The organism is Pseudomonas sp. (genome assembly GCF_049653025.1).
Lineage (GTDB): Bacteria > Pseudomonadota > Gammaproteobacteria > Pseudomonadales > Pseudomonadaceae > Aquipseudomonas.
Genome location: NZ_JBASFM010000025.1, coordinates 1 through 22811, shown reverse-complemented (window position 1 = coordinate 22811; position 22811 = coordinate 1). Strand labels below are relative to the sequence as shown.

Here is a 22811-nt window from a genome sequence, read left to right as displayed (position 1 = left end):
CACAGCGTGCGCCTTACTCGCGGTTGTATTCACCCGCAGCTTCAGGCTGATACTCCACCGCCAGCAGCGTCAGCTTGAGCACCTTGCCGCCGGGTGCGGTCCAGTCGATATGCTGGCCCACCGACAGGCCCAGCAGGGCGCTGCCAACCGGCGCGAGAATCGAGACCGTGCCTTCTGCGCCGGCGTCCTGCGGGTAGACCAGGGTCAGGTGGTAATCCTTGCCACTGCTCTCCTCGCGGCAATGCACCCGCGAATTCATGGTCACCACCCCGGCCGGCACTTCGTCATGGCCAACCACGTCGGCACGGTCCAGCTCGGCCTGCAACGCGATGGCACCCGGGCCGAAATCATCCAGGCTGTCGAGCAGATGCTCCAAACGCTGCAAATCAAGGCGGGTGATAGTGATCGAAGGTGCGCTGGTCATGGTGCGGGTACATCTCCTTTAACGGCAAAAAAGCAAAACCCCATCATTGGAGATGGGGTTTGCAAGGGTTAGGCCGACCGTATCACAGCCACTCAAATAAACAAGACTGCCCGGTCATGGCGCGGCGTTGCGCTGCTGCAGGCGCGCCTCGGCAGCCACGCAGATGGCACGCTTGCGCGCCCTGTCGGCGTTGCCCCAGTCGAGAATGTCCTGCAACGTGCGGCCACAGCCCAGGCAGATATCCTGATCATCCAGACAACACTGGCGGCGGCAGGGCGAGGCGACCTCCTGGCCCGCGCCCTCAGAGCTCTTCGAACTCAAGGTCGGCACCGGATTGTTCCAGGGTGATGCGCGCCAGCATTTCGCCCAGCAGCTCGTCGCTGCTGTCACAGATCCAACGCTCGCTGGCCTGGTCGTAATCGAAATGGAAGCCGCCCGAACGGGCCGCCAGCCACAGCTGACGCAGCGGCTCCTGGCGGCTGAAGATCAACTGGGTGCCGTTCTCGAAACGTACGGTCAGCACCCCGGCGGAGTTTTCCAGGTCGAGGTCCAGGTCGCTGTCATCGAAAATATCTTCCACCGCCTGCTGGGTGGCATCGACCAGATCGTGAAAGCGGGCTTCGGTCAAACTCATTACGACTTACCTCAAAAAATTCAGCGCCTGCAAAAGTCTTGGGCTGCAGTGGTTAATGTTCTTTCAAGCAACGGCGATATTCGCCTGGGCTCTGCCCGGTCCAGCGGCGAAACGCGCGGGCCAGTGAACCGGGTTCGCTGAAGCCGACCAGAAAGGCGATTTCCGCCAGCTCCAGCGCCGGGTCGCGCAGGTAATGCAACACCAGCTGCTGGCGCGTTTCATCCACCAACTGATTAAAGGATAACCCGGCTTCGCGCAAACGCCGCTGCAGGGTACGCGGACTGAGCGCCAAACGCGCGGCGATTTGCTGCAAATCCGCGCCCACTTCCGGCAGTTGCCGCGATAATTCCAGGCGCGCGCGGTCGAGCACGCTATGACCCTGCTGAATTTCGCCGAGCAGGCGATCAGCATAGGCGTCGAGCATCAACCGCACCTGCGCATCGGCCTGGCCCAGCGGCGTGGCGAGCAGGCGCTTGGGAAATATCAGGGCATTATCGGCCTGATCGAACAGCACCGGACAGCGAAAAATCCGCTGGTACTCGGAGACATCCGTCGGGGCCGAATGTTGGAAACGCACCTCGGTCGGCGGGATATCCAGGCCACTGATCCAGTGGCCGAAGGTGACCCAGCCGGCCAGGGTTTCCTCACTGAGCTGACGCTGCTGTTGTGGCAACAAAGGCTGCCAGCTGTGCGCCACCTGCGGTTCCAGCCCAGCGCGCGGCGGCTCATCCGCCAAGTCGACCTGGCCCAGATTACCGACCAGCGCGGCGTAGCGCGCCTGGCGATGCAAGGCATCGGCGAGGGTCGCACAACTCATGATCAGATAACCGAGCACGCCGTAATACCCCGGCCGCACTGCTTCACCCAGGTGCAAGCCCAACTGCGCATCCCCGGTCAGGCGCACGCCGTGGCCGAGCAATTCCAGGTAGGCACTGGCCGCGACGCGCTGGTCGCGCTGAGCAAGAATCTGCGGACCGAGCTGCACCCGCTCCAGCAGTTGCGCGCTGTCGACGCCCCGGCGCGCCAGGTAATCGAGCAAACCTTGCAGGTAAGCAACTGAAACCGAGCTGCTCGTAGGTACGGGGTTGTCCATCCAGTCTCCTGAACGCTGGCGATGGGCGCAAAGCTAGCCGCAAAGATACAGGCAAAGCCCCGCCCGACGGGAATCCTGGCGCATAGGCAAGGCGTCGGGGGGTCGGTATACTCCGGCGCAATCATGCTTTATTACAAGGATTCCACCATGAAGCGGCTGTTTACTGCCCTTATCGCGATGCTTGCCGTCAGTACGCTGCTGGCTGGCTGTGGCCAGAAAGGCCCGCTGTTCCTGCCAGAAGAAAGCGCACCCGTGCCCGTACAGGCCGAGCCTGCGGCTGAACCAGCAGCTGAACCTGCACAGACCGAATAAGGACGGCTCATGAACGCCTTCAACTACCGCGACGGTGCGCTGTTCGCGGAAGGCGTGGCGTTGTCCGCCATCGCCCAACGCTTCGGTACGCCGACCTACGTCTACTCGCGTGCGCACATCGAGGCGCAGTACCGCGCCTATGCCGATGCCCTGCAGGGCATGCCGCATCTGGTGTGTTTTGCGGTTAAAGCCAACTCCAATATCGGCGTGTTGAATGTGCTGGCGCGCCTCGGTGCCGGTTTCGATATCGTCTCCCGCGGCGAACTGGAGCGCGTACTCAGCGCAGGCGGCGAGCCAAGCAAGATCGTCTTTTCCGGTGTCGGCAAGAGTCGTGACGACATGCGCCGTGCCCTGGAAGTCGGCGTGCACTGCTTTAACGTCGAATCCACCGACGAGCTGGAACGCCTGCAACTGGTTGCCGCCGAGCTGGGCAAGACTGCGGCGATCTCGTTGCGGGTCAACCCGGACGTCGACGCCGGCACCCACCCGTATATCTCCACGGGTCTGAAAGAAAACAAATTCGGCATCGATATCGAGCAGGCCCCGGCTGTTTATGCCCGCGCCGCCGCGCTGCCAAACCTGCAGGTGGTCGGCGTCGATTGCCATATCGGCTCGCAGCTGACCACGTTGCCGCCGTTTCTCGATGCCCTCGACCGTTTGCTCGCGCTGATCGATCAGCTCGCCGCTGCCGGCATCCGCATCAAGCACCTGGATCTGGGTGGCGGTCTCGGCGTGCAGTACCGCGATGAACAGCCACCACTGGCCGGCGATTACATCAAGGCCGTGCGTGAGCGCATTGCCGGCCGCGACCTGGCCCTGGTATTCGAGCCGGGCCGCTCGATTGTCGCCAACGCTGGCGTGCTGCTGACCCAGGTCGAGTACCTCAAGCACACCGAGCACAAGGACTTCGCCATCGTCGATGCGGCGATGAACGACCTGATCCGCCCAGCCCTGTACCAGGCCTGGATGGATGTAGTGGCCGTGCAGCCGCGCGACAGCGCAACGCGCAACTACGACATCGTCGGGCCGATCTGCGAGACCGGCGACTTCCTCGCCAAGGATCGTCAGCTGGCCCTGGCCGAAGGCGATCTGCTGGCCGTGCGTTCAGCCGGTGCTTACGGATTTGTCATGAGCTCCAACTACAATACCCGCGGCCGCGCCGCCGAGGTGATGGTGGATGGTGAACACGCCTTCGAAGTGCGTCGTCGTGAGACGCTCAGCGAACTCTTTGCGGGCGAAAGCTGCCTGCCGCCCGCGAGTTAAAAGGACCAGGCGATGTTATTGCGCTTTACCAAGATGCACGGCCTCGGCAACGACTTTATGGTCCTCGACCTGGTCAGCCAGCACGCGCATATCCAGCCGAAGAACGCCAAGCAGTGGGGCGACCGCCACACCGGCGTGGGCTTCGACCAGCTGCTGCTGGTCGAGCCGCCGAGCAACCCGGACGTGGATTTCCGCTACCGCATCTTCAATGCCGACGGTTCGGAAGTGGAGCAGTGCGGCAACGGCGCGCGCTGCTTCGCCCGCTTCGTGCTGGACAAGCGCCTGACCGTGAAGCGGCAGATGCGCGTGGAAACCAAGGGCGGCATCATCGAGCTGGATGTGCGCAACGACGGGCAGATCAGCGTCAACATGGGCGCGCCGCGCCTGGTGCCGGCCAACATCCCGTTCCAGGCCGAACAGCAGGCGCTGAGTTACAGCGTCGCAGTCGACGGCCAGACCGTTGAACTGGCCGCCATATCCATGGGCAACCCGCATGCCGTGCTGCGCGTCGACAGCGTCGATAACGCGCCAGTGCACAGCCTGGGGCCAAAACTCGAACACCATTCGCGCTTCCCACAGCGGGTCAATGTCGGCTTCCTGCAAGTGGTCGACCGCCAACGCGCCAAGCTGCGCGTCTGGGAACGCGGTGCCGGGGAAACCCAGGCCTGCGGTACCGGTGCTTGCGCCGCCGCAGTGGCGGCAATCAGCCAGGGCTGGATGGATTCACCGGTGCAGATCGAACTACCCGGCGGCAAGCTGTCCATCGAGTGGGCAGGCGCAGGTCAGCCCGTTATGATGACCGGACCCGCAGTACGTGTGTACGAAGGACAGGTTCGCCTATGACCGACAAGCAGGATTCACCCAAGCCACTGGATTCGGAAACGGTTGCCGCGTACCTGCGCCTGCATCCGGAATTCTTTATCGACCACGACGAGTTGATCCCCGAGCTGCGTATTCCGCACCAGCGCGGCGATACCGTGTCGCTGGTCGAGCGCCAGGTGAAACTGCTGCGCGAGCGCAATATTGAGATGCGTCACCGCCTCTCGCAATTGATGGACGTGGCCCGCGACAACGACCGGCTGTTCGACAAGACCCGCCGCCTGGTGCTCGACCTGCTCGATGCCAATAGCCTGGAAGAAGTGGTCAGCTGCGTCGAAGACAGCCTGCGCCGCGAGTTTCAGGTGCCCTTCGTCAGCCTGATTCTGTTCAGCGAAGCACCGCTGCCCGTCGGCCGCTCGGTCAGCAGCGCCGAAGCCCATCAAGCCATCGGCGGCCTATTGGCTGGCGGCAAAACCATCTGCGGCGTGCTGCGTGAGCATGAGCTGAACTTCCTGTTCGGTGCCGAAGACGGCGCGCAAGTCGGCTCGGCGGCAGTGGTGAGCATCTCCTATCAAGGCCTGCATGGCGTGCTGGCGATTGGCAGCGCCGACCCGCAGCATTACAAAAGCTCGCTGGGCACGCTGTTCCTCGGCTATATCGCCGAAGTGCTGGCGCGCGTCGTACCGGGCTTTGCCACACCGCTGCGCTCGGTGCGTTAATCGCGCTAAACATCGCCCCGACCGCACCGCAGGGAGCTTCCATGCAAGACCTCTTGGACGCCTACCTCGAACACCTGCGCAGCGAGCGCCAGCTTTCCCCCCATACCCTGAGCGGCTACGGCCACGACCTGAGCACGCTGTTGGCGTTCTGCACCCAGGAGCAGATCGACAGCTGGGCCGCGCTCGATACCGCACGCCTGCGCCGTATGGTCGGCCGCCTGAATATGCAGGGCCAATCCAGCCGCAGCCTGGCGCGCCTGCTCTCGGCCACCCGCGGGCTGTACCGTTACCTGATTCGTGAAGGCCATTGCCAGAGTGATCCGGCCAGCGGCCTGATGCCGCCCAAGGGCGAACGTCGTCTGCCAAAAACCCTGGACGCCGACCGCACCGCGCAATTGCTCGATGGTGCGCTGGAAGACGACTTTATCGCCCGCCGCGACCAGGCCATGCTTGAGCTGTTCTATTCATCCGGCCTGCGCCTGTCGGAGCTGGTGGGCCTCAACCTGGATGGCCTCGACCTGCCCGCCGGGCTGGTACGGGTTATCGGCAAGGGCAACAAGACCCGCGAACTACCCCTCGGGCGTATGGCGCGCGCGGCCATGGAGCAATGGCTGCCGTTGCGTGCGCTGGCCAATCCGGCCGATGGCGCGGTGTTTATCAGCCAGCAAGGCCGGCGTATCGGCCCGCGCGCCGTGCAACTACGCGTGCGTCAGGCCGGAGTGCGCGAGCTAGGCCAGCACCTGCACCCGCATATGCTGCGCCACAGCTTCGCCAGCCATATGCTCGAATCTTCCCAGGATCTGCGCGCGGTGCAGGAACTGCTCGGCCACGCCGACATCGCCACCACCCAGGTCTACACCCACCTGGATTTCCAGCACCTGGCCACGGTCTATGACAAGGCTCACCCACGGGCCAAACGCAAAGGCAGCACAGAATGAGCATTCAGCTGATTACCTTCGACCTCGATGACACCCTGTGGGACGTCACTCCGGTGATGCAGGACGCCGAGGCGGCGCTGCGCAACTGGCTGGCCATGCATGCGCCGCGCCTGGACGCGGTGTCGGTCGAGCACCTGTGGGGGATTCGCGCCACCCTGCTGCGCACAGAGCCTGCGCTGCAACATCGCCTGAGCGAGCTGCGCCGACGCATCCTGTTTCACGCCCTGGAAAACGCCGGCTACGCCTACAACGATGCGCAGGCGCTGGCCGAGGGTGGTTTTCAGGTGTTTCTCGCCGCGCGCCATCAGCTCGAGCTATTCGCCGAGGTGCACCCGACCCTGGAGGCCCTGGCCAGCCGTTTCACCCTCGGGGTAATCACCAACGGCAATGCCGATGTGCGCCGCCTGGGCCTGGCCGATTACTTCCAGTTCGCCCTGTGCGCCGAAGAGTTGGGCGTCGGCAAGCCCGACCCGAAGCCCTTCGAGGAGGCGCTGAAACGCGCCGGGATAGCCGCCGAGCATGCCGTGCATATCGGCGACCACCCCAGCGACGATATCGCCGGAGCCAAGGCCGCCGGGCTGCGTGCCATCTGGTTCAATCCGCAGGCCAAGCCCTGGACTGGTACAACCGCGCCGGATGCCGAGATCCGCAGCCTGGCCGAGCTGCCCACCTTGCTGCATAGCTGGGCGTAGAGTCAGTTACGTATCAACCAAGGAAATGCGGCGCGCTGCTTATCCATAACAGCAATAAAAAAGCCCGCACGGCGTTTGCCATGCGGGCTTTTTGCTTGAGCGCTACAGCTTAAATAGGGCGGCTGCCGTATTTGCTGTCTGGCTTCTTGGGCGGGTCGGAGACGACATTAGGCTCGACTTCCTGCACCTTGCCGCCGCGCGAGAGGAACTCTTCCATGGCGCGTGCCAGGGCGTCCCGCTCTTTCTGCTTGGCTTCGATGCTCGGCAGTTCTTCTACGTCGACTGCGGCCTTGACCTTTTTGCTTTTGCTGGCCGGTACGACTTCGTCGTCACCATCGCCATCATCATCGCTGCTGTCGCCATCGTCGGCGGCGGCCAGCTCTTCGCCTTCGTCTTCGTCAGCGCCTTCTAATTCGTCGTGTTCCAGATCTTCGTCGCTCATGTTCCAACCTCATGACTTGCGAAAAGCAGAGTAGTTATAGCCCAGCTGCGTCAGCTTTCTAACGTCGCTGAAAAAAATTCCTGTGGCTGAGCACTGCGCATCGGCGATCTGCGCTCAACGGCGCGCATTCTAGCGCGCTTGCAGAAAAAACAAAGGGCACCATTAGGTGCCCTTGTCGAAACTCCGAAAAATCAGTTCTTGGTGAACTCCGGATAGGCCTCCATCCCGCACTCGGCGATGTCCACGCCTTCGTATTCTTCTTCCTCGGTCACCCGCAAGCCGATCGCCAGTTTGATCAGCGCCCAGACCAGCAGGCTGGCGAGCATGACCCAGGTGAAGATCACGCCGATGCCGAGCAGCTGCGCACCCAGGTTCGAATCGCTGTTGGTCAGGCAGACCGCCAGCAGGCCCCAGATGCCGCCGGTACCGTGTACCGAAATAGCCCCGACCGGGTCATCAATCTTCAGCTTGTCCAGGCTGAGAATGGAGAACACTACCAGCACACCACCGACGCCACCGATCAGCGCCGCCTGCACGGCAGTCGGTGTCAGCGGTTCAGCAGTAATCGACACCAGGCCTGCCAACGCGCCATTAAGCGCCATGGTCAGGTCGGCCTTGCCAAACAGGATGCGCGCCACGATCAGCGCGGCGATCAGGCCACCGGCAGCCGCCATGTTGGTGTTAACGAACACATTGGCCACGGCGTTGGCGTCTTCGATGCTGCTCAGCTTGAGCTGCGAGCCACCGTTGAAGCCAAACCAGCCGAACCAGAGGATCAGCGTACCCAGCGTCGCCAGCGGCAGGTTGGCCCCCGGGAAGGCGTTGATCTGCCCCTTGGGCCCGTACTTGCCCTTGCGTGCGCCAAGCAGGATGACCCCGGCCAAGGCCGCCGTGGCACCGGCCATATGCACGATGCCGGAACCAGCGAAGTCCTTGAAACCGGCCGCCTTGAGGAAGCCACCACCCCAGGTCCAGTAGCCTTCCACCGGGTAGATCACGCCGCACATGACCACGGCGAAGGCGAGAAAAGCCCACAGCTTCATGCGTTCGGCCACTGCGCCGGAGACGATCGACATGCAGGTTGCGGCAAACACCACCTGGAAGAAGAAGTCCGCACGCTTGGAATAGTAAGGCGCGCCATCACCGCCGGCGGCGACCACCGCCGGCACATGCTCCTCGCCAATCAAAAAGCCCAGGTTGGGCAGCACGCCACCGGCATCGCCGCCGTACATCAACGCATAACCCAGCAGCAGGTACATCACGCACGCCAGGGCGTAGAGCACGATGTTCTTGGTCAGAATTTCAGTGGTGTTCTTGGCCCGTACCAGGCCGGATTCGAGCATGGCAAAACCCGCCGCCATCCACATCACCAGGGCACCACAGACCAGCAGATAGAAGGTGTCGAGCGCGTACTGCAAGGGAATCAGTGCGGTATTTTCCATAAGTACTCCGTTGTACCGTAGGACCTGCGCCACCGTTGGCGCGGATATAGAAAATGATCAGGAGTCATTTTTAACGTCGCGTAGCGACGGCCCGCAGGGTGGCCGCCAGGGATAGCACGCCATAAAAAATAGCCAGGAGCGATTTTTGACGTCGCGCAGCGACGGCCCTCAGGGTGGCGGCCATGGATGGCATGCCATAAAAAACGCCCGGCGGACCGGGCGTTTTGCACAGCAGTTGGGCTTACAGGTTGTAGCCGCGCTCGTTGTGCTCGGAGAGGTCGAGACCGACGGTCTCAGCTTCTTCGGTTACGCGTAGACCCATCACCAGATCCAGTACTTTGAGGATGATGTAGGTCACTACAGCGGTGTAGACCACGGTGAAACCGACGCCCATCGCCTGCTTGAGCAGTTGATCGCCGATATCGGTCACAGTCCCGAAGCCGCCGAGCGCTGGGGCTGCGAACACACCGGTCAGCAGTGCGCCGACGATGCCGCCGATGCCGTGCACGCCGAACGCGTCCAGTGAGTCGTCGTAGCCCAGCTTGCGCTTCAGGCTGGTGGCGCAGAAGAAGCAGATCACGCCAGCAGACAGACCGATCACCAGGGCACCCATCGGGCCCGCAGTGCCGGCAGCCGGAGTGATGGCAACCAGGCCGGCAACCACACCGGAGGCGATGCCCAGGGCGCTTGGCTTGCCGTGGGAGATCCACTCGGCAGCCATCCAGCCCAGTGCAGCGGCGGCGGTTGCGATCTGGGTCACCAGCATGGCCATACCGGCAGTGCCGTTGGCGGCGATGGCGGAACCGGCGTTGAAGCCGAACCAGCCGATCCACAGCATGGCAGCGCCCATCAGGGTGTAGCCGAGGTTGTGCGGCGCCATGGCAGTGGTCGGGAAGCCTTTACGCTTGCCCAGCACCAGGCAGGCCACCAGGCCAGCGATACCGGCGTTGATGTGCACCACGGTGCCGCCAGCGAAGTCCAGTACGCCCCAGTCCCACATCAGGCCGCCGTTGCCGGACCAGACCATGTGTGCGATCGGTGCATAAACCAGAGTGAACCACACGCCCATAAAGATCAGCATGGCGGAGAACTTCATGCGCTCAGCGAAAGCGCCGACGATCAGGGCCGGAGTGATGATGGCGAAGGTCATCTGAAACACGATGAACACGCTTTCAGGGAACGCGCCGACCAGGCTGCTTGGGGTCAAGCCGCTGAGGAACGCCTTGGATAGGCCGCCGACGAAGGAGTTGACGTTGACAACGTTCTGCTCCATGCCGGTGGTGTCGAACGCGATGCTATAGCCGTAAATGACCCACAGCACGCTGATCAGACCGGTGATGGCGAAACACTGCATCATCACCGAGAGAATGTTCTTGGAACGAACCATGCCGCCGTAGAACAGCGCCAGGCCCGGGATGGTCATGAACAGCACCAGCACGGTGGCGGTCAGCATCCAGGCGGTGTCGCCTGAGTTGAGGACAACCTCGTCAGCCATGGCCAAGCCAGGGGTTACGAGGGACAAAAGGGCTCCTAGCCCTGCGATCTTACGCAGAGTCATATTTTTTTCTCCTGGGGCGTGTGGGGGTTTGGAGGCTTAAACTGCGTCGGTGCCGGTTTCGCCGGTACGGATGCGGATGGCCTGTTCCAGATTGACGACGAAAATCTTGCCGTCACCGATCTTGCCGGTGTTGGCCGCCTTGGTAATCGCCTCGATGACCCGATCCAGCTGGTCGTCGGCAATCGCCACGTCGATCTTCACCTTTGGCAAAAAATCGACCACATATTCAGCGCCGCGGTACAACTCGGTATGGCCCTTCTGGCGACCGAAGCCTTTGACTTCAGTGACCGTGATGCCCTGCACGCCGATCTCGGACAGCGACTCGCGGACGTCGTCCAACTTGAACGGCTTGATGATGGCAGTGACTAGCTTCATTAACTCTTCTCCCGTATTGATGGACTTGCCCCAGGAAAACAAACCCGGCCCAAGTCTATGCGCAGTGTCTGGCTTTTGAAATGCTACGACCGCGCTAGCTCGGCTACTCCGATATCAACCAACCACACCAGACGAAACACTCCCCCGCTTCGCCTGACGCACCGGAACTGCATCGGTGCATGCGTCGCCAGTGACAAAGCAGAAAGCTTGCCAGAACGTCTAAAAACTATTTATTTCATGCAGTTAGCCCGTAACCACGGGGTTTTGCGGAATATCAGCTGGCCATCACCGCACAACAACAGTGCAGCCACCCCCTGGCCGGCGCGCGAAAACCGTGCAGTTGCCCGCCAATGCGCCCGCTGCGTGCCCGGCAAGCCGCGCCAGGCTGCGTGCTACACTGCCGCCACCTGTCACTGGAACCTCACCATGCTGCCACCTAAAGCCCTGCTAGACGCCCTCAGCACCCACGCCTCGCGCCTATTCAACGGCGATGCGCCATTACCGCGCGGTGAATTCGAAGCGCAGTTCAAAGTGTTGCTGCAAAGCGCCTTCAGCAAGCTCGACCTGGTCAGCCGGGATGAGTTCGACAGCCAGATGGTGGTCCTCGCCCGCACCCGCGCACGCCTGGAAGCCCTGGAGGCCAAAGTGGCCGAGATGGAAGCCCGCAGCACCCCAGCAGAAGCCACGCCGCTTAGCGAGTAATCCGCTGCAGCAGCACGATCAAGGAGTGATCGATGTCCCTGGCCATAGTCCACAGCCGCGCCCAGGTAGGTGTCGAAGCACCGGCCGTAACGGTCGAAGCCCATCTGGCCAACGGCCTGCCCTCGCTGGCCCTGGTCGGTTTACCCGAGACGGCGGTCAAGGAAAGCAAGGACCGGGTACGCAGCGCGATCCTCAATTGCGCTTTCGACTTTCCCCCGCGAAGAATCACCCTGAATCTGGCCCCCGCCGACTTGCCAAAAGACGGTGGACGCTTCGACTTGGCGATTGCCTTAGGCATTCTCGCCGCCAGCGGCCAGATACCGGCAGCGGCCCTGGAACAGCTCGAATGCCTCGGTGAACTGGCCTTGTCTGGCGCAGTACGCCCAGTGCAGGGCGTGCTGCCGGCGGCGCTGGCCGCTCGTGAAGCCGGACGCACCTTAGTGGTGCCGCGGGAAAACGCCGAGGAAGCCAGCCTGGCGTCCGGGCTGACGGTGATTGCGGTCGAGCATCTGCTGCAACTGGCTGCTCACCTCAACGGCCAGACGCCGATTGCGCCTTATCAGGCCCAGGGCCTGCTGCGACAGTTGCAACCCTACCCGGATCTGGCCGAAGTGCAGGGGCAGATTGCCGCCAAACGCGCGCTGCTGGTGGCCGCTGCGGGGTCACATAATCTGCTTTTTACGGGGCCGCCCGGCACCGGCAAGACCCTGCTGGCCAGCCGCTTGCCAGGCTTGCTGCCGCCGCTGGATGAGCGCGAAGCCCTGGAAGTGGCCGCCATTCACTCGGTAGCCAGCCACACCCCGCTAACTGCCTGGCCGCAGAGACCCTTTAGAACGCCACACCACAGCGCCTCGGCCGCCGCGCTGGTCGGCGGTGGTGGACGCCCGCAACCTGGTGAAATCACCCTGGCCCATCACGGCATTTTGTTCCTCGACGAGCTTCCCGAGTTCGATCGCAAGGTCTTGGAAGTTTTGCGTGAGCCCCTGGAAAGTGGACAGATCGTGATTGCCCGCGCCCGCGACAAGGTGCGTTTTCCGGCGCGGTTCCAATTGGTCGCGGCGATGAATCCCTGCCCGTGCGGGCACCTGGGCGATCCTTCCGGGCGCTGCCGCTGCTCGGGTGAGCAGATACAGCGCTACCGCGGCAAACTCTCAGGACCGCTGCTCGACCGCATCGACCTGCACCTCAATGTGCCGCGCGAAACCACCCGCCTGGAAACCCGCAACGACCCAGGGCCGAACAGCGCCGAACTGGCTGTGCAGGTCACCCATGCGCGGCAACGCCAACTCACGCGGCAGGGCTGCGCCAACGCCCATCTGGATCTGCCTGGGGTGCAACAGCATTGCGCACTTAGCGGCGAGGATCGGCACTGGCTGGAAAATGCCTGCGAACGCTTAGGCCTGAGCCTGCGCGCGGCGCATCGGGTGCTGAAAGTGGCGCGTACCCTGGCCGATCTGGACAGTGCCGTGAGCATCAATCGCAGTCATCTGGGCGAGGCCTTGCAGTACCGCCCCAGCATCAGTGAAAGCTGAAGACAAGAAAAAGCCCCGCATGGCGGGGCTTTTGTACCAGCTCTAAATATTACTGCTGGCGCTGCGCCGCACGCTCGCGGCAGGCATCACCGAAGGCCTGGAAGATCTTCACCGAATGCGGGTTCTGCGCAGCCTGCCACTCGGGGTGCCATTGCACCGCCAGGGTGAACTGCTCGACCGCCGGCAGGTGAATCGCTTCGACCAGACCGTCTTCGGCATAGGCCAGTGCTTCGACGCCTTCACCCAGCTTATCCAGCGCCTGACCATGCAGGGAGTTGACTGGGAATTCTGCCTGGCCCATCAGCTCGGCGAACCAGCTGTCTGGCACCGGACGAACCTTGTGGGTTTCGCCGTACTGCACATCCACCGGATCGTCGGAATCCTCACGGTGGTCATCTATACCCTCGACTTCATAGGCCTTCTGATGGATATCACCACCCAGCGCCACGTTGATTTCCTGCATGCCGCGGCAGATACCGAACAGCGGCAGGCCGCGGGCGATGGCAGCGCGGATCAGCGGAATATCGAAGAGGTCGCGGTCGCGATCCTGGCCCTTGGTCGGCGTCAGGTTTTCCTGGCCGTAGAGCGCCGGATCGATATTGCTGCCGGCTCCAGTCAGGTAAACGCCATCGACCATCGACAGGTACTGCTCAAGATCGTCGACACCAATGCAGGTCGGTGCCAGCAGCGGCACACAGCCAGACAGTTCGACCAGGGGGGTTATGTATTTGTGGGTCATGACTTGATAGGCATGCCCTTTGCGCTCTTGAGCGCCCATGGACATCAGGACAACCGGTTTACGCGCGCCTAGGCGCTGTTTCGTATTGTTGTTGGACATACATCACCTTGGGGCAGACAGGGCGTCTGCCGTTGCTGTGCAGGAGAGGCGACGACTGCCGCACGACCTCCTGTTTTTACCGCTGGTTGCGTCTGTCAGCGCCGGCGCAAGCACCTGGCCAAACGGGCGACAAATCTGCTTAGAACGCCCACCTGACAGCCGAAACCCTGAGGCCAGTCTGCCAAAGCCGTAAAATATGTCAAACAAATACGTGCGAAATGTTAATAAATCAGGACGCAAGTAACGGCCATAGCCTCTAAACACACAAGCAAGCCATTGTTTTAACTTAACTTAATTTGAAATCCACGACACAGGCAGTCCAATATTTTTTACGCCAGCCCTACACGCCGCTTAACGCGCACCTGGCGCGACCGACTGCACCGCCGGCAACTGCATGGCCGCCACTTCCGTGAGCAGGAAGTCACGCAAACGCCGAAAGCGCTCCTGGCCGCGCCGTGCTTTTGGCCACACCAGGTAATAGCTGCAACCGCTGGGCACCGCGCACGGCCAGGGCAAACCCAGACGGCCTTGGGCAACGTCTTCGGCGACCATCACCAGATCACCGATCGACACGCCATAACCGCGTGCGGCGGCGACCATGCCGAGTTCCAGGGTGTCGAACACCTGGCCGCCCTTGAGCGGCACCTGCTCAGCCAGGCCCATGGCCTGCAACCATTGCCGCCAATCGCGACGGTCCGGGGTTGGATGCAGCAGTTCGGCGGCCTGCAAGCGCGCCAGGTCCCAGGGCTGCTCGCTCAGCGCCTGCGGCGCGCAGACCGGGATCAGCCATTCGGCAAACAGCTCGGCGCTCTCCCACTCATCGGAGAAACCGCCCTGGCTCAACAGCACCGCACAATCGAAGGGTTCATGGAGGAAATCCACCTTGTCGACATCCATCCAGGCGCTGGTCAGCTGCACCTCGCTGTCGCTGTTATTCAGGCGATAGCGCGACAGCCGTGCCAGCAGCCAGCGCATGGTCAGGGTCGACGGGGCTTTCAAGCGCAGTACCGTGTCGTCGACGCGCAGGGTGTTGCAGGCCCGCTCCAGCGCATCGAACCCATCGCGCAGCCCGGGCAGCAGCATGCGTGCGGTTTCCGTGAGTTGCAGGCTGCGCCCGCGGCGCTCGAACAGGCGGCAGGCGAAGTGCTCTTCCAGGGTGCGCACATGGCGGCTGACCGCGCTCTGGGTGATCGCCAGCTCCTCGGCCGCCCGGGTGAAGGAGCTGTGCCGCGCGGCGGCCTCGAATGCGCGCAGGGCGTACAACGCCGGAAGACGCCGACTCATCTATGCAAACCATGAGTATTAGTCATGAATGACATCGTTTTTTTCCCTTTGTGTCGTTATCAATAGCTCATGAGAATAGGCGCATTCTCTGCCTGCGCGGATCACCCGGGCAAGCTTCTGACTGAGTAGAACTCATCATGCCGCAATCCCTTCGCAGCGAGTTACGCGCCATTCTGCAGCTGGCCGGCCCGCTGATCGCCGCGCAACTGGCGCACGTGCTGATGGTGTTTACCGACACCGTGATGATGGGCCTGCTCGGCCCGGAAACCCTGGCGGCCGGCGGCCTCGGCGCGGCCAGCTATTCCTTTGTGTCGATTTTCTGCGTCGGGGTGATCGCCGCAGTCGGCAACCTGGTAGCGATTCGGCACGGCGCCAATGACCCCGCCGGCGTTACACGACTCACCCAGAACGGCCTGTGGCTCGGCTGGGGCCTGGCGCTGAGCGCCGGCCTGGCGCTGTGGAACCTGGGGCCTGCACTGCTGTATTTCGGTCAGCGCGCGGACAACGTCAGCGGGGCCATGCAGTTTCTCTCGACCCTGGTGTTTGCCCTGCCCGGCTATATGACTTTTATGGCGCTGCGCGGTTTTACCAGCGCCATCGGTCGCCCCGGCCCGGTGATGGCCATCAGCATCGGCGGCGCGCTGGCCAACTTCATCCTCAACTATGCGTTGATCAAGGGCTGGTTCGGCCTGCCGGCCCTGGGCCTGGCCGGCATCGGCTTGGTCACCGCCGTAGTGATGAATGTTATGGCGCTGCTGCTGGCCTGGCATGTGATGCGCCATAGCGCCTACCGCCCTTACCCGCTGTGGCGCGGGCTGCTGCGGCCGGCCTGGGCCGAGCTGAAGGAATTGCTGCGCCTGGGCATGCCGATTGGCGGCACCTATGCGGTGGAGTCCGGCCTGTTTGCCTTTGCCGCCCTGTGCATGGGGGCGCTGGGCAGCCAGCAACTGGCGGCGCACCAATTGGCGATCATGTCGGTGTACGTGGCATTTATGGTGCCGGTGGGGATTTCCTACGCGGTGACATTCCGCATCGGCCAGCACTTCGGCGCGGGTCGCCTGCTCGAAGCGCGCCGCGCCGGACGCCTGGGCATCGGCCTGGGCGCGCTGTGCATGCTGGGTTTTGCCTGCCTGTTCTGGCTCGCCCCGCACTGGGTAGTGGGCTTGTTCCTCGACCGCGCCGACCCGGCTTACCGTGAAGTGGTGGCGCTGGCCGTCAGCCTGCTGGCGATTGCCGCCTGGTTCGAGTTCTTCGATGGCATCCAGACCATCGCCATGGGTGCGATTCGCGGCCTCAAGGACGCCAAGACCACCTTCTTCGTCGGCCTCGGCTGCTACTGGGCGATTGGCGCACCCCTGGCCTGGCTGCTGGCCTTCCCAATGGGCTGGGGTGCCGAGGGCGTGTGGTGGGGCCTGGCCAGCGGTCTGGCCTGCGCGGCGGTCGGCCTGACCCTGGGTTTCGAATGGAAAACCGCGCGACTGCTGCAACCGCAGGCGGCCAGCAGCCCGGCCTGCCTGTCCTGAGTCAGCGCCTCAGTCCAGCGGTTTCTTGAAGCGGTAGAACAGGTTTGGTTCGCTGACCAGATACAGCGTGCCCTGGTTATCCATGGCGATACCCTCACCCTGGGGCACGCTGCGCTTGAGGCCATTGCGCCCGCCCAGCAGCGACAGACTGCTGATCGGCTGGCCGTCGACATTCAGCTCCAGCACCAGCCGCGATTCGTCGGACAGCGCCAGCAGGTGCCCGCTGCGCTCATCGAACTGCAGGCTGGACAGATCGCGCACGAACAACCCGGCATCACGCTGCTGGTCATCCAGCACATGCACGGCGAACGGCTGCTGCGGGTCGCGCTGCGGAAAACCGTGAATCTCGTAGATGCGCATCGGGTCGCGTTCCTTGGCGACAAACAGGCGCTGGCCCACCGAGTCGTACGCCAGCCCCTCAAAGCCCTTGTTACCGTTGCGCCCGAGCGCCAGCGACAGCTGCTGGGCCTGATCGGCGTGCAGAGTGGTGGTGCTGTCATCCACACGCACCTTGATCAGACGCTGCTGGCGCTCATCGGTGATCACATACAAGCCCATGCTGATGTACTCGACCGCCTCCGCATCGCCAAAGCCGTCCAGGTCGATACGTCGCAGAATCTCGCCATCCAGCGACAGCTCGATCAGCTGCGACTTCTGATTGGTCACGGTAAACAGGCTGTTGCGATCCGGGTCGTAGGTCAGCGCCGATACATCATCATCCAACCCGGCAATCGGCTTAGCCTCGATCTCCACCTGGTAATCCGTAAGCGACATGGAGTCTTCCTGCCACTGGCCCGTCTGCTGCCACTGCTGCACGTTGAACCAGGCGCGCTCAAACAGACGGTACTCCTGGGCAACCAGCCCAAGCAGCAGCAACGCGAGCAGCACAATGCTCAACAGCAGGTGTTTCAGGGTCAAATGAATGCGCATATCACTCTCGGCGACTACAGGACGGCATAGCAGCGCCCGCCCGACAGACAAGCTGCGGGCGGGCGTGGGAAACAGGTTAAGTCAATCAGTTGACCAATTCGAGGTACTCGACATCGATCTCACGGCTCATCAGGTCGCGGTCGACTTCACCGCTCAACTTGACGGTCGCTGTATCGGAGATGGCCTGGGCGGGCCAATGCTCATCGTCGATCTCAACGTGGATGGTGCCGCTGGCATCCTTGAACTCGTAGAGCTCATCCTGCAGGCGCTTGACGATCTGCCCCTGCAACACCACCGGGGTGTCATCGGCGGCATCCAGCGCGGCCGCCACCGTAGTGACCTGGGTTGTCGCGCCGGGGCCGGTGTAACCGGCGGCCAGGGCCGCAGTGGAAAACAGGGGAGCCAGCAACAGGGCAAGGGCGAAACGTTTCATGGGGTGAACCTCTAATCAGTTAAGTGATGGGGCCAGATTAGAGGGCGTAGCTGAAGCCAGGCTTAATCGCCGCTTAAGCCAAACTTAATCACTGTCGGGCTGGCTGGCCGGCTCTTTGCGCAACACATAGAACAGATTGGGCTCACTGACGATATAGATATTGCCCTGGCCATCCATGGTCACCCCCTCGGCCTGCTTAATGCCGCCGCGCAAACCATTCATGCCACCGCTCAAGCTGATAAAGCTGACCGGTTCGCCCTGGGCATCCACCTCCAGCAGCAGGCCCGACTCATCCGAAAGCACCAGGGAGTGCCCAGTGCGGGCGTCGTAGGTCAGGGACGAAATATCGCGCAGAAACAGATGCCCGGACGACAGCGGCTGCAAGGCCCCCGTCGCCCCGTCTTCACCAGGGAACGGCAGGCTGAACAGCCCCAAGGGGCCACGTTCCTTGCCGAGCAGCACGCGCTCATTGCGCGAATCCCAGGCAATGCCCTCGAAACCCTTGTTGCCTGCGCCGGCGAAGCCCAGATCGAAGGAGGGATAGTCGGCAAACTCCAGGCTGCGGGTTAGGGCATGTAGCTTGAACGTGGTAAGGGTGCGCTTACGCTCATCGACAATCGCCAGGCGACCGCCTGAGAGCATTTCCACACCTTCCGGATTGGCAAACCCGTGCAAATCGATACGGCGCATCACCTGGCCATCCAGGGTCAGCTCGATCAGCTGAGGGTCCTTACCGGTCACAGTGAACAGGGTGTCGCTTTCATGGCTATAAGTCAGCCCAGACACCTCCTCATCGCCTAAGCCCTGCAACGGCTTGCCCTGCAGCACGGCTCGATAACCAGGCAGCCAGACGCTCTGCTGCTGCTCAGCGGTGCTGACCTGCTGCTCCTTGAACCAGAACGACAGGCGATCATCCCAATGACGATAATTCGCCACCAGCATCACCGCTATCAACACAAGCAACAGCGCCAGGCGCGGACGCAACAAACGGGAAAGCCAACCAGACATCGCACACTACTCAGAAGAACGATGGCTATCAGACTAGAGCGCAACGCTTAAGGTTCGATTACCCGCTCAACAGGCACTTCCATGTGCCTGAAAATCAGAGCGCGCGACTGACGAAACGGCTGTGTCCAAGCAATTCCAGCACCAGCTCGTCGCCCTTGTGCAGCGGGCCGACGCCGGCGGGGGTGCCGGTGAGGATGACATCGCCCGGCTGCAGGCTGAAATGCCCGCAGATATGCTGGATCATCGGCAAAATCGGGTTGAGCATATCGCGGCTGTTGCCATCCTGGCGCACTTCACCGTTGATCGCCAGGCGGATGCCGATATCGCTCAGGTCTTCCACGGCATCGCCGGGGACGAAAGGAGCCAGTACACAGGCACCGTCGAAGCTCTTGGCGGTTTCCCAGGGATAGCCCTTTTCCTTGAGCTTGGCCTGCAGATCACGCAGGGTCAGATCCAGCGCCGGGGCGAAGCCGGAAATGGCGTCGAGCACTTCCTCGGCATTCGGTGTGCGCGACAGCGGCTTGCCGATCAGCACGGCGATTTCCGCCTCGAAATGCACGTCACCACGGCCTTCGACCAGGGTAAAGCCTTGATCCAGCGGCACCACGCAGCTGCCCGGCTTGATAAACAGCAGCGGCTCGCTGGGCACCGGGTTGTTCAGCTCCTTGGCATGCTCGGCGTAATTACGCCCGATGCACACCACCTTGCCCATGGGAAAGTGGATATGGGTGCCATCGATATACTGATGCTGGTAGCTCATCCGCTTTTCTCCGAATCAAATGCTTATGAAGCGTCACGAGCGAAGGTCAGGCAAGGCGGCGGAGTCGGGGAAAAGCGCAGTTGGCTAGTGCCAATGAGCATTTTTCCCGGCTGCGCCAACGCAGCATGGCCGAGCGCAGTAGCTTCAGACGGCGAAGATTTTGCCTGGGTTCATAATGCCGTTGGGATCGAACACCGCCTTGATCGCCTTCATATAGCCAATCTCGGCCTCGGAACGGCTGTAGGTCAGGTAATCGCGCTTGGTCATGCCCACGCCGTGCTCGGCGCTGATCGAGCCGTTGTACTTCTGCACGGTCTCGAACACCCACTTGTTGACCGTGGCGCACTTGGCGAAGAACTCGTCCTTGGACAGGTTCTCCGGCTTCAAGATATTCAGATGCAGGTTGCCGTCGCCGATATGGCCGAACCAGACGATTTCAAAATCCGGGTAGTGTTCGCCGACGATAGCGTCGATATCGTGCAAAAACGCCGGCACTTTCGACACGGTGACCGAGATGTCGTTCTTGTACGGCGTCCAGTGGCTGATGGTTTCCGAGATGTACTCACGCAGCTTCCACAGGTTCTGCAGTTGCTGCTCGCTCTGGCTCATCACGCCATCCAGCACCCAGCCCTGCTCGACGCAATGCTCGAAGGTGGCCAGGGCCGCTTCGGCGACTTCCTCGGTGGTGGCTTCGAATTCCAGCAGGGCGTAGAACGGGCAATCGGTTTCAAAGGCCGCCGGCACGTCGCCACGGGCCATGATTTTGGCAAGGGCCTTGTCGGAGAAGAACTCGAAGGCGGTCAGATCCAGCTTGTTCTGGAAGGCGTGCAGCACCGGCATGATCGAATCGAAGTCCGGGGTGCCAAGGACCATTGCGGTGAGGTTCTTCGGCGCACGGTCCAGGCGCATGGTGGCCTCGACGACGAAGCCCAGGGTGCCTTCGGCGCCGATAAACAGCTGGCGCATGTCGTAGCCGGTGGCGTTCTTGATCAGGTCCTTGTTCAGCTCCAACAGCTCGCCGGTGCCAGTTACAACCTTCAGCCCAGCCACCCAGTTGCGGGTCATACCATAGCGAATCACCTTGATCCCGCCGGCATTGGTGCCGATATTGCCGCCAATCTGGCTGGAACCGGCCGAAGCGAAATCCACCGGGTAGTACAGGCCTTTGTCCTCGGCGAACATCTGCAGCTGCTTGGTCACCACGCCCGGCTGACACACGGCGGTGCGATCGAATTCGTTGAAGTCGAGAATCTGATTCATATAGTCGAAGGCGACGACCACTTCGCCATTGGCGGCCACGGCACCGGCGGAGAGACCGGTACGGCCACCGGACGGCACCAGGGCGACCTTGTGCTGATTCGCCCAGCGGACGATGGCCTGCACCTGCTCGATGCTCTTGGGGAAGACGATCGCCAGGGGGGCCGGGGCGAAATGCTTGGTCCAGTCTTTGCCATAGGCATTGAGGGAATCGGCATCGGTGAGCAGCTTGCCGGGCTCCACCAGGGTCTTCAGCTCTTCGATCAGCGCAGGGTTGGTCATCTACGGAACTCTCATACGATTCATGGTCACCCTGAGCACGCTTCATCTGCCAGGGTAGGTGCTTCGCGGGGCTCGTATGCTAGCATACGCCCCCCGTGAATCGTGCCCCCGCGCCGATCTGCGGGCTGCGGCCGGCGGCGCTCGGCCTCTTCCCTGACACTATTTGTGGGACAACAGGTACTCCGATGAGCAAGACCTCTCTCGACAAGAGCAAGATCAAGTTCCTTCTTCTTGAAGGCGTCCACCAGAATGCAGTGGACACCCTGAAGGCCGCTGGTTACACCAACATCGAGTACCTCAAGGGCGCACTCTCCGACGACGAGCTGAAAGAAAAGATCGCCGACGCGCACTTTATCGGCATCCGCTCGCGCACCCAGCTGACCGCCGAGGTCTTCGACTGCGCCAAGCGCCTGGTGGCCGTGGGTTGCTTCTGCATCGGCACCAACCAGGTCGACCTCGACGCCGCCCGCGAGCGCGGTATCGCCGTGTTCAACGCACCCTATTCGAACACCCGCTCGGTGGCCGAACTGGTGCTGGCCCAGGCCATCCTGCTGCTGCGCGGCATCCCCGAGAAGAACGCCTCCTGCCACCGTGGCGGCTGGATCAAATCGGCGGCCAACTCCTTCGAAATCCGCGGCAAAAAGCTGGGTATCGTCGGTTACGGCTCGATCGGCACCCAGCTTTCGGTACTCGCCGAAGCCATGGGCATGCAGGTGTTCTTCTACGACACCGTGACCAAGCTGCCGCTGGGCAACGCCACCCAGATCGCCAAGCTGCACGACCTGCTGGGCATGTGTGACATCGTGTCGCTGCACGTGCCTGAGCTGCCATCCACCCAGTGGATGATCGGCGAGAAGGAAATCCGCGCGATGAAGAAGGGCGGCATTCTGATCAACGCCGCACGCGGCACCGTGGTCGAGCTGGAGCATCTGGCCGCTGCGATCAAGGACGAGCACCTGATCGGCGCGGCTATCGACGTGTTCCCGGTCGAACCGAAGTCCAACGACGAAGAGTTCGAAAGCCCGCTGCGCGGCCTGGATCGCGTGATCCTCACCCCGCATATCGGCGGTTCGACTGCCGAAGCTCAGGCCAACATCGGCCTGGAAGTGGCCGAGAAGCTGGTCAAGTACAGCGACAACGGCACCTCGGTGTCCTCGGTCAACTTCCCCGAAGTGGCCCTGCCGGCGCACCCTGGCAAGCACCGCCTGCTGCACATCCACGCCAACATCCCGGGCGTGATGAGCGAGATCAACAAGGTGTTCGCGGAGAACGGCATCAACATCTCCGGCCAGTTCCTGCAGACCAACGACAAGGTTGGCTACGTGGTGATCGACGTCGACGCCGACTACTCCGACCTGGCGCTGGAGAAGCTGCAGCACGTGCGTGGGACTATCCGTAGCCGCGTCCTGTTCTAAGAACCTGTATCGGATCTGCTGCGCGTCGGCGATACGGCGTTAGAAATGGCCTCGGGCTGCTCATTTACAGCCAGTAAACTCCGCGCCCTCGGCCATTTCTGCCTTGTCTCGCTCTAGCTCGCGAGATCCGAAACAG

Annotated in this window: 25 protein-coding genes; 10 read left to right on the top strand and 15 right to left on the bottom strand. The window is 62.3% G+C overall.

Features of this window, described 5'->3' with window-relative positions:
• Nucleotides 1–13: 13 nt before the first annotated feature.
• The 4 genes from rnk to WBK23_RS19525 all read right to left on the bottom strand — a co-directional run bounded on the left by rnk (nt 14) and on the right by WBK23_RS19525 (nt 2151).
• Nucleotides 14–424 carry a nucleoside diphosphate kinase regulator gene (gene rnk, locus WBK23_RS19540; protein ID WP_424485593.1) on the bottom strand — a complete coding sequence of 137 codons (411 nt, stop codon included), beginning with the start codon at nt 422–424 and terminating at the stop codon, nt 14–16.
• Between the two features lie 114 nt (nt 425–538).
• The gene (locus WBK23_RS19535; protein ID WP_424485592.1) at nt 539–745 is read right to left on the bottom strand and encodes a DUF1289 domain-containing protein; all 207 of its coding nucleotides are present in this window, start codon (nt 743–745) and stop codon (nt 539–541) included.
• Entirely contained in the window at nt 726–1058 is a 333-nt protein-coding gene (gene cyaY / locus WBK23_RS19530; protein ID WP_339525249.1) for an iron donor protein CyaY, read from the bottom strand. Before cyaY ends, WBK23_RS19535 begins: the two co-directional genes overlap by 20 nt.
• Nucleotides 1059–1110: 52 nt before the next feature.
• Complete coding sequence (locus WBK23_RS19525) at nt 1111–2151, bottom strand: AraC family transcriptional regulator (protein ID WP_424485591.1); 1041 nt, start codon at nt 2149–2151, stop codon at nt 1111–1113.
• A gap of 147 nt (nt 2152–2298) precedes the next feature.
• Here WBK23_RS19525 and lptM point away from each other — a divergent pair, with 147 nt between their 5' ends.
• From lptM to WBK23_RS19495, 6 genes are read left to right on the top strand one after another with little or no spacing between them, the layout of a single operon-like run.
• A complete protein-coding gene (gene lptM, locus WBK23_RS19520; RefSeq protein ID WP_424485590.1) occupies nt 2299–2463 on the top strand; it encodes an LPS translocon maturation chaperone LptM in 165 nt (54 codons plus the stop codon).
• Nucleotides 2464–2472: 9 nt separating this feature from the next.
• Nucleotides 2473–3726, top strand: coding sequence for a diaminopimelate decarboxylase (gene lysA / locus WBK23_RS19515; RefSeq protein WP_424485589.1), 1254 nt, complete (start codon nt 2473–2475; stop codon nt 3724–3726).
• 12 nt (nt 3727–3738) lie between these two features.
• Entirely contained in the window at nt 3739–4569 is an 831-nt protein-coding gene (gene dapF, locus WBK23_RS19510; RefSeq protein WP_424485588.1) for a diaminopimelate epimerase, read from the top strand.
• On the top strand, nt 4566–5264 hold the full coding sequence (locus tag WBK23_RS19505) for a DUF484 family protein (RefSeq protein ID WP_424485587.1): 699 nt from the start codon (nt 4566–4568) through the stop codon (nt 5262–5264). The genes dapF and WBK23_RS19505 overlap by 4 nt, the downstream gene beginning before the upstream one ends.
• A gap of 41 nt (nt 5265–5305) precedes the next feature.
• Nucleotides 5306–6202: a tyrosine recombinase XerC gene (gene xerC, locus WBK23_RS19500; protein ID WP_424485586.1), complete on the top strand. Its 897-nt coding sequence runs from the start codon at nt 5306–5308 to the stop codon at nt 6200–6202.
• A complete protein-coding gene (locus tag WBK23_RS19495) occupies nt 6199–6894 on the top strand; it encodes an HAD family hydrolase (protein WP_424485585.1) in 696 nt (231 codons plus the stop codon). Before xerC ends, WBK23_RS19495 begins: the two co-directional genes overlap by 4 nt.
• 109 nt (nt 6895–7003) lie before the next feature.
• On the opposite strand, the gene sutA is transcribed toward WBK23_RS19495, so the two are convergent.
• The 4 genes from sutA to glnK form a co-directional block, all read right to left on the bottom strand.
• Nucleotides 7004–7336, bottom strand: coding sequence for a transcriptional regulator SutA (gene sutA, locus WBK23_RS19490; RefSeq protein WP_424485584.1), 333 nt, complete (start codon nt 7334–7336; stop codon nt 7004–7006).
• Between the two features lie 191 nt (nt 7337–7527).
• Nucleotides 7528–8778, bottom strand: a complete 1251-nt coding sequence (locus WBK23_RS19485; protein ID WP_424485583.1) for an ammonium transporter — start codon at nt 8776–8778, stop codon at nt 7528–7530.
• Between the two features lie 241 nt (nt 8779–9019).
• Nucleotides 9020–10336 (bottom strand): ammonium transporter, encoded by a 1317-nt coding sequence (locus WBK23_RS19480; protein ID WP_424485582.1) that lies wholly within the window; start codon nt 10334–10336, stop codon nt 9020–9022.
• A gap of 36 nt (nt 10337–10372) precedes the next feature.
• Nucleotides 10373–10711: a P-II family nitrogen regulator gene (gene glnK, locus WBK23_RS19475; protein WP_021700071.1), complete on the bottom strand. Its 339-nt coding sequence runs from the start codon at nt 10709–10711 to the stop codon at nt 10373–10375.
• Between the two features lie 426 nt (nt 10712–11137).
• Between glnK and WBK23_RS19470 the strand changes: the two genes are divergently transcribed.
• Together WBK23_RS19470 and WBK23_RS19465 are read left to right on the top strand one after the other, a co-directional pair.
• Nucleotides 11138–11413 carry an accessory factor UbiK family protein gene (locus WBK23_RS19470; RefSeq protein WP_424485581.1) on the top strand — a complete coding sequence of 92 codons (276 nt, stop codon included), beginning with the start codon at nt 11138–11140 and terminating at the stop codon, nt 11411–11413.
• A gap of 32 nt (nt 11414–11445) precedes the next feature.
• Nucleotides 11446–12945 (top strand): YifB family Mg chelatase-like AAA ATPase, encoded by a 1500-nt coding sequence (locus WBK23_RS19465; protein WP_424485580.1) that lies wholly within the window; start codon nt 11446–11448, stop codon nt 12943–12945.
• A 49-nt stretch (nt 12946–12994) separates the two neighbouring features.
• Here the strand turns inward: WBK23_RS19465 and WBK23_RS19460 are convergent, their stop codons facing one another.
• A complete protein-coding gene (locus WBK23_RS19460) occupies nt 12995–13783 on the bottom strand; it encodes a gamma-glutamyl-gamma-aminobutyrate hydrolase family protein (RefSeq protein ID WP_424485579.1) in 789 nt (262 codons plus the stop codon).
• 351 nt (nt 13784–14134) lie between these two features.
• Nucleotides 14135–15067: a LysR substrate-binding domain-containing protein gene (locus tag WBK23_RS19455; protein ID WP_424485578.1), complete on the bottom strand. Its 933-nt coding sequence runs from the start codon at nt 15065–15067 to the stop codon at nt 14135–14137.
• Between the two features lie 137 nt (nt 15068–15204).
• Here WBK23_RS19455 and WBK23_RS19450 point away from each other — a divergent pair, with 137 nt between their 5' ends.
• Nucleotides 15205–16590 carry a NorM family multidrug efflux MATE transporter gene (locus tag WBK23_RS19450; protein WP_424485577.1) on the top strand — a complete coding sequence of 462 codons (1386 nt, stop codon included), beginning with the start codon at nt 15205–15207 and terminating at the stop codon, nt 16588–16590.
• 9 nt (nt 16591–16599) lie between these two features.
• On the opposite strand, the gene WBK23_RS19445 is transcribed toward WBK23_RS19450, so the two are convergent.
• The 5 genes from WBK23_RS19445 to WBK23_RS19425 form a co-directional block, all read right to left on the bottom strand.
• Nucleotides 16600–17520 (bottom strand): SdiA-regulated domain-containing protein, encoded by a 921-nt coding sequence (locus WBK23_RS19445; protein ID WP_424485576.1) that lies wholly within the window; start codon nt 17518–17520, stop codon nt 16600–16602.
• Nucleotides 17521–17605: 85 nt separating this feature from the next.
• On the bottom strand, nt 17606–17953 hold the full coding sequence (locus tag WBK23_RS19440) for a NirD/YgiW/YdeI family stress tolerance protein (RefSeq protein ID WP_424485575.1): 348 nt from the start codon (nt 17951–17953) through the stop codon (nt 17606–17608).
• A gap of 84 nt (nt 17954–18037) precedes the next feature.
• Nucleotides 18038–18961, bottom strand: coding sequence for an SdiA-regulated domain-containing protein (locus tag WBK23_RS19435; RefSeq protein ID WP_424485574.1), 924 nt, complete (start codon nt 18959–18961; stop codon nt 18038–18040).
• A gap of 94 nt (nt 18962–19055) precedes the next feature.
• The gene (locus tag WBK23_RS19430; RefSeq protein ID WP_424485573.1) at nt 19056–19721 is read right to left on the bottom strand and encodes a fumarylacetoacetate hydrolase family protein; all 666 of its coding nucleotides are present in this window, start codon (nt 19719–19721) and stop codon (nt 19056–19058) included.
• A 144-nt stretch (nt 19722–19865) separates the two neighbouring features.
• Nucleotides 19866–21260, bottom strand: coding sequence for an FAD-binding oxidoreductase (locus WBK23_RS19425; protein ID WP_424485572.1), 1395 nt, complete (start codon nt 21258–21260; stop codon nt 19866–19868).
• Nucleotides 21261–21445: 185 nt separating this feature from the next.
• Between WBK23_RS19425 and serA the strand changes: the two genes are divergently transcribed.
• On the top strand, nt 21446–22675 hold the full coding sequence (gene serA, locus WBK23_RS19420; RefSeq protein ID WP_424485571.1) for a phosphoglycerate dehydrogenase: 1230 nt from the start codon (nt 21446–21448) through the stop codon (nt 22673–22675).
• Nucleotides 22676–22811 lie beyond the last annotated feature (136 nt).

Bases quoted from the DNA above. Each gene is read 5' to 3' on its own strand.
- rnk (WP_424485593.1), bottom strand. From the start codon at position 424: ATGACCAGCGCACCTTCGATCACTATCACCCGCCTTGATTTGCAGCGT.
- cyaY (WP_339525249.1), bottom strand. From the start codon at position 1,058: ATGAGTTTGACCGAAGCCCGCTTTCACGATCTGGTCGATGCCACCCAG.
- WBK23_RS19525 (WP_424485591.1), bottom strand. From the start codon at position 2,151: ATGGACAACCCCGTACCTACGAGCAGCTCGGTTTCAGTTGCTTACCTG.
- lptM (WP_424485590.1), top strand. From the start codon at position 2,299: ATGAAGCGGCTGTTTACTGCCCTTATCGCGATGCTTGCCGTCAGTACG.
- lysA (WP_424485589.1), top strand. From the start codon at position 2,473: ATGAACGCCTTCAACTACCGCGACGGTGCGCTGTTCGCGGAAGGCGTG.
- dapF (WP_424485588.1), top strand. From the start codon at position 3,739: ATGTTATTGCGCTTTACCAAGATGCACGGCCTCGGCAACGACTTTATG.
- WBK23_RS19505 (WP_424485587.1), top strand. From the start codon at position 4,566: ATGACCGACAAGCAGGATTCACCCAAGCCACTGGATTCGGAAACGGTT.
- xerC (WP_424485586.1), top strand. From the start codon at position 5,306: ATGCAAGACCTCTTGGACGCCTACCTCGAACACCTGCGCAGCGAGCGC.
- WBK23_RS19495 (WP_424485585.1), top strand. From the start codon at position 6,199: ATGAGCATTCAGCTGATTACCTTCGACCTCGATGACACCCTGTGGGAC.
- sutA (WP_424485584.1), bottom strand. From the start codon at position 7,336: ATGAGCGACGAAGATCTGGAACACGACGAATTAGAAGGCGCTGACGAA.
- WBK23_RS19485 (WP_424485583.1), bottom strand. From the start codon at position 8,778: ATGGAAAATACCGCACTGATTCCCTTGCAGTACGCGCTCGACACCTTC.
- WBK23_RS19480 (WP_424485582.1), bottom strand. From the start codon at position 10,336: ATGACTCTGCGTAAGATCGCAGGGCTAGGAGCCCTTTTGTCCCTCGTA.
- glnK (WP_021700071.1), bottom strand. From the start codon at position 10,711: ATGAAGCTAGTCACTGCCATCATCAAGCCGTTCAAGTTGGACGACGTC.
- WBK23_RS19470 (WP_424485581.1), top strand. From the start codon at position 11,138: ATGCTGCCACCTAAAGCCCTGCTAGACGCCCTCAGCACCCACGCCTCG.
- WBK23_RS19465 (WP_424485580.1), top strand. From the start codon at position 11,446: ATGTCCCTGGCCATAGTCCACAGCCGCGCCCAGGTAGGTGTCGAAGCA.
- WBK23_RS19460 (WP_424485579.1), bottom strand. From the start codon at position 13,783: ATGTCCAACAACAATACGAAACAGCGCCTAGGCGCGCGTAAACCGGTT.
- WBK23_RS19455 (WP_424485578.1), bottom strand. From the start codon at position 15,067: ATGAGTCGGCGTCTTCCGGCGTTGTACGCCCTGCGCGCATTCGAGGCC.
- WBK23_RS19450 (WP_424485577.1), top strand. From the start codon at position 15,205: ATGCCGCAATCCCTTCGCAGCGAGTTACGCGCCATTCTGCAGCTGGCC.
- WBK23_RS19445 (WP_424485576.1), bottom strand. From the start codon at position 17,520: ATGCGCATTCATTTGACCCTGAAACACCTGCTGTTGAGCATTGTGCTG.
- WBK23_RS19440 (WP_424485575.1), bottom strand. From the start codon at position 17,953: ATGAAACGTTTCGCCCTTGCCCTGTTGCTGGCTCCCCTGTTTTCCACT.
- WBK23_RS19435 (WP_424485574.1), bottom strand. From the start codon at position 18,961: ATGTCTGGTTGGCTTTCCCGTTTGTTGCGTCCGCGCCTGGCGCTGTTG.
- WBK23_RS19430 (WP_424485573.1), bottom strand. From the start codon at position 19,721: ATGAGCTACCAGCATCAGTATATCGATGGCACCCATATCCACTTTCCC.
- WBK23_RS19425 (WP_424485572.1), bottom strand. From the start codon at position 21,260: ATGACCAACCCTGCGCTGATCGAAGAGCTGAAGACCCTGGTGGAGCCC.
- serA (WP_424485571.1), top strand. From the start codon at position 21,446: ATGAGCAAGACCTCTCTCGACAAGAGCAAGATCAAGTTCCTTCTTCTT.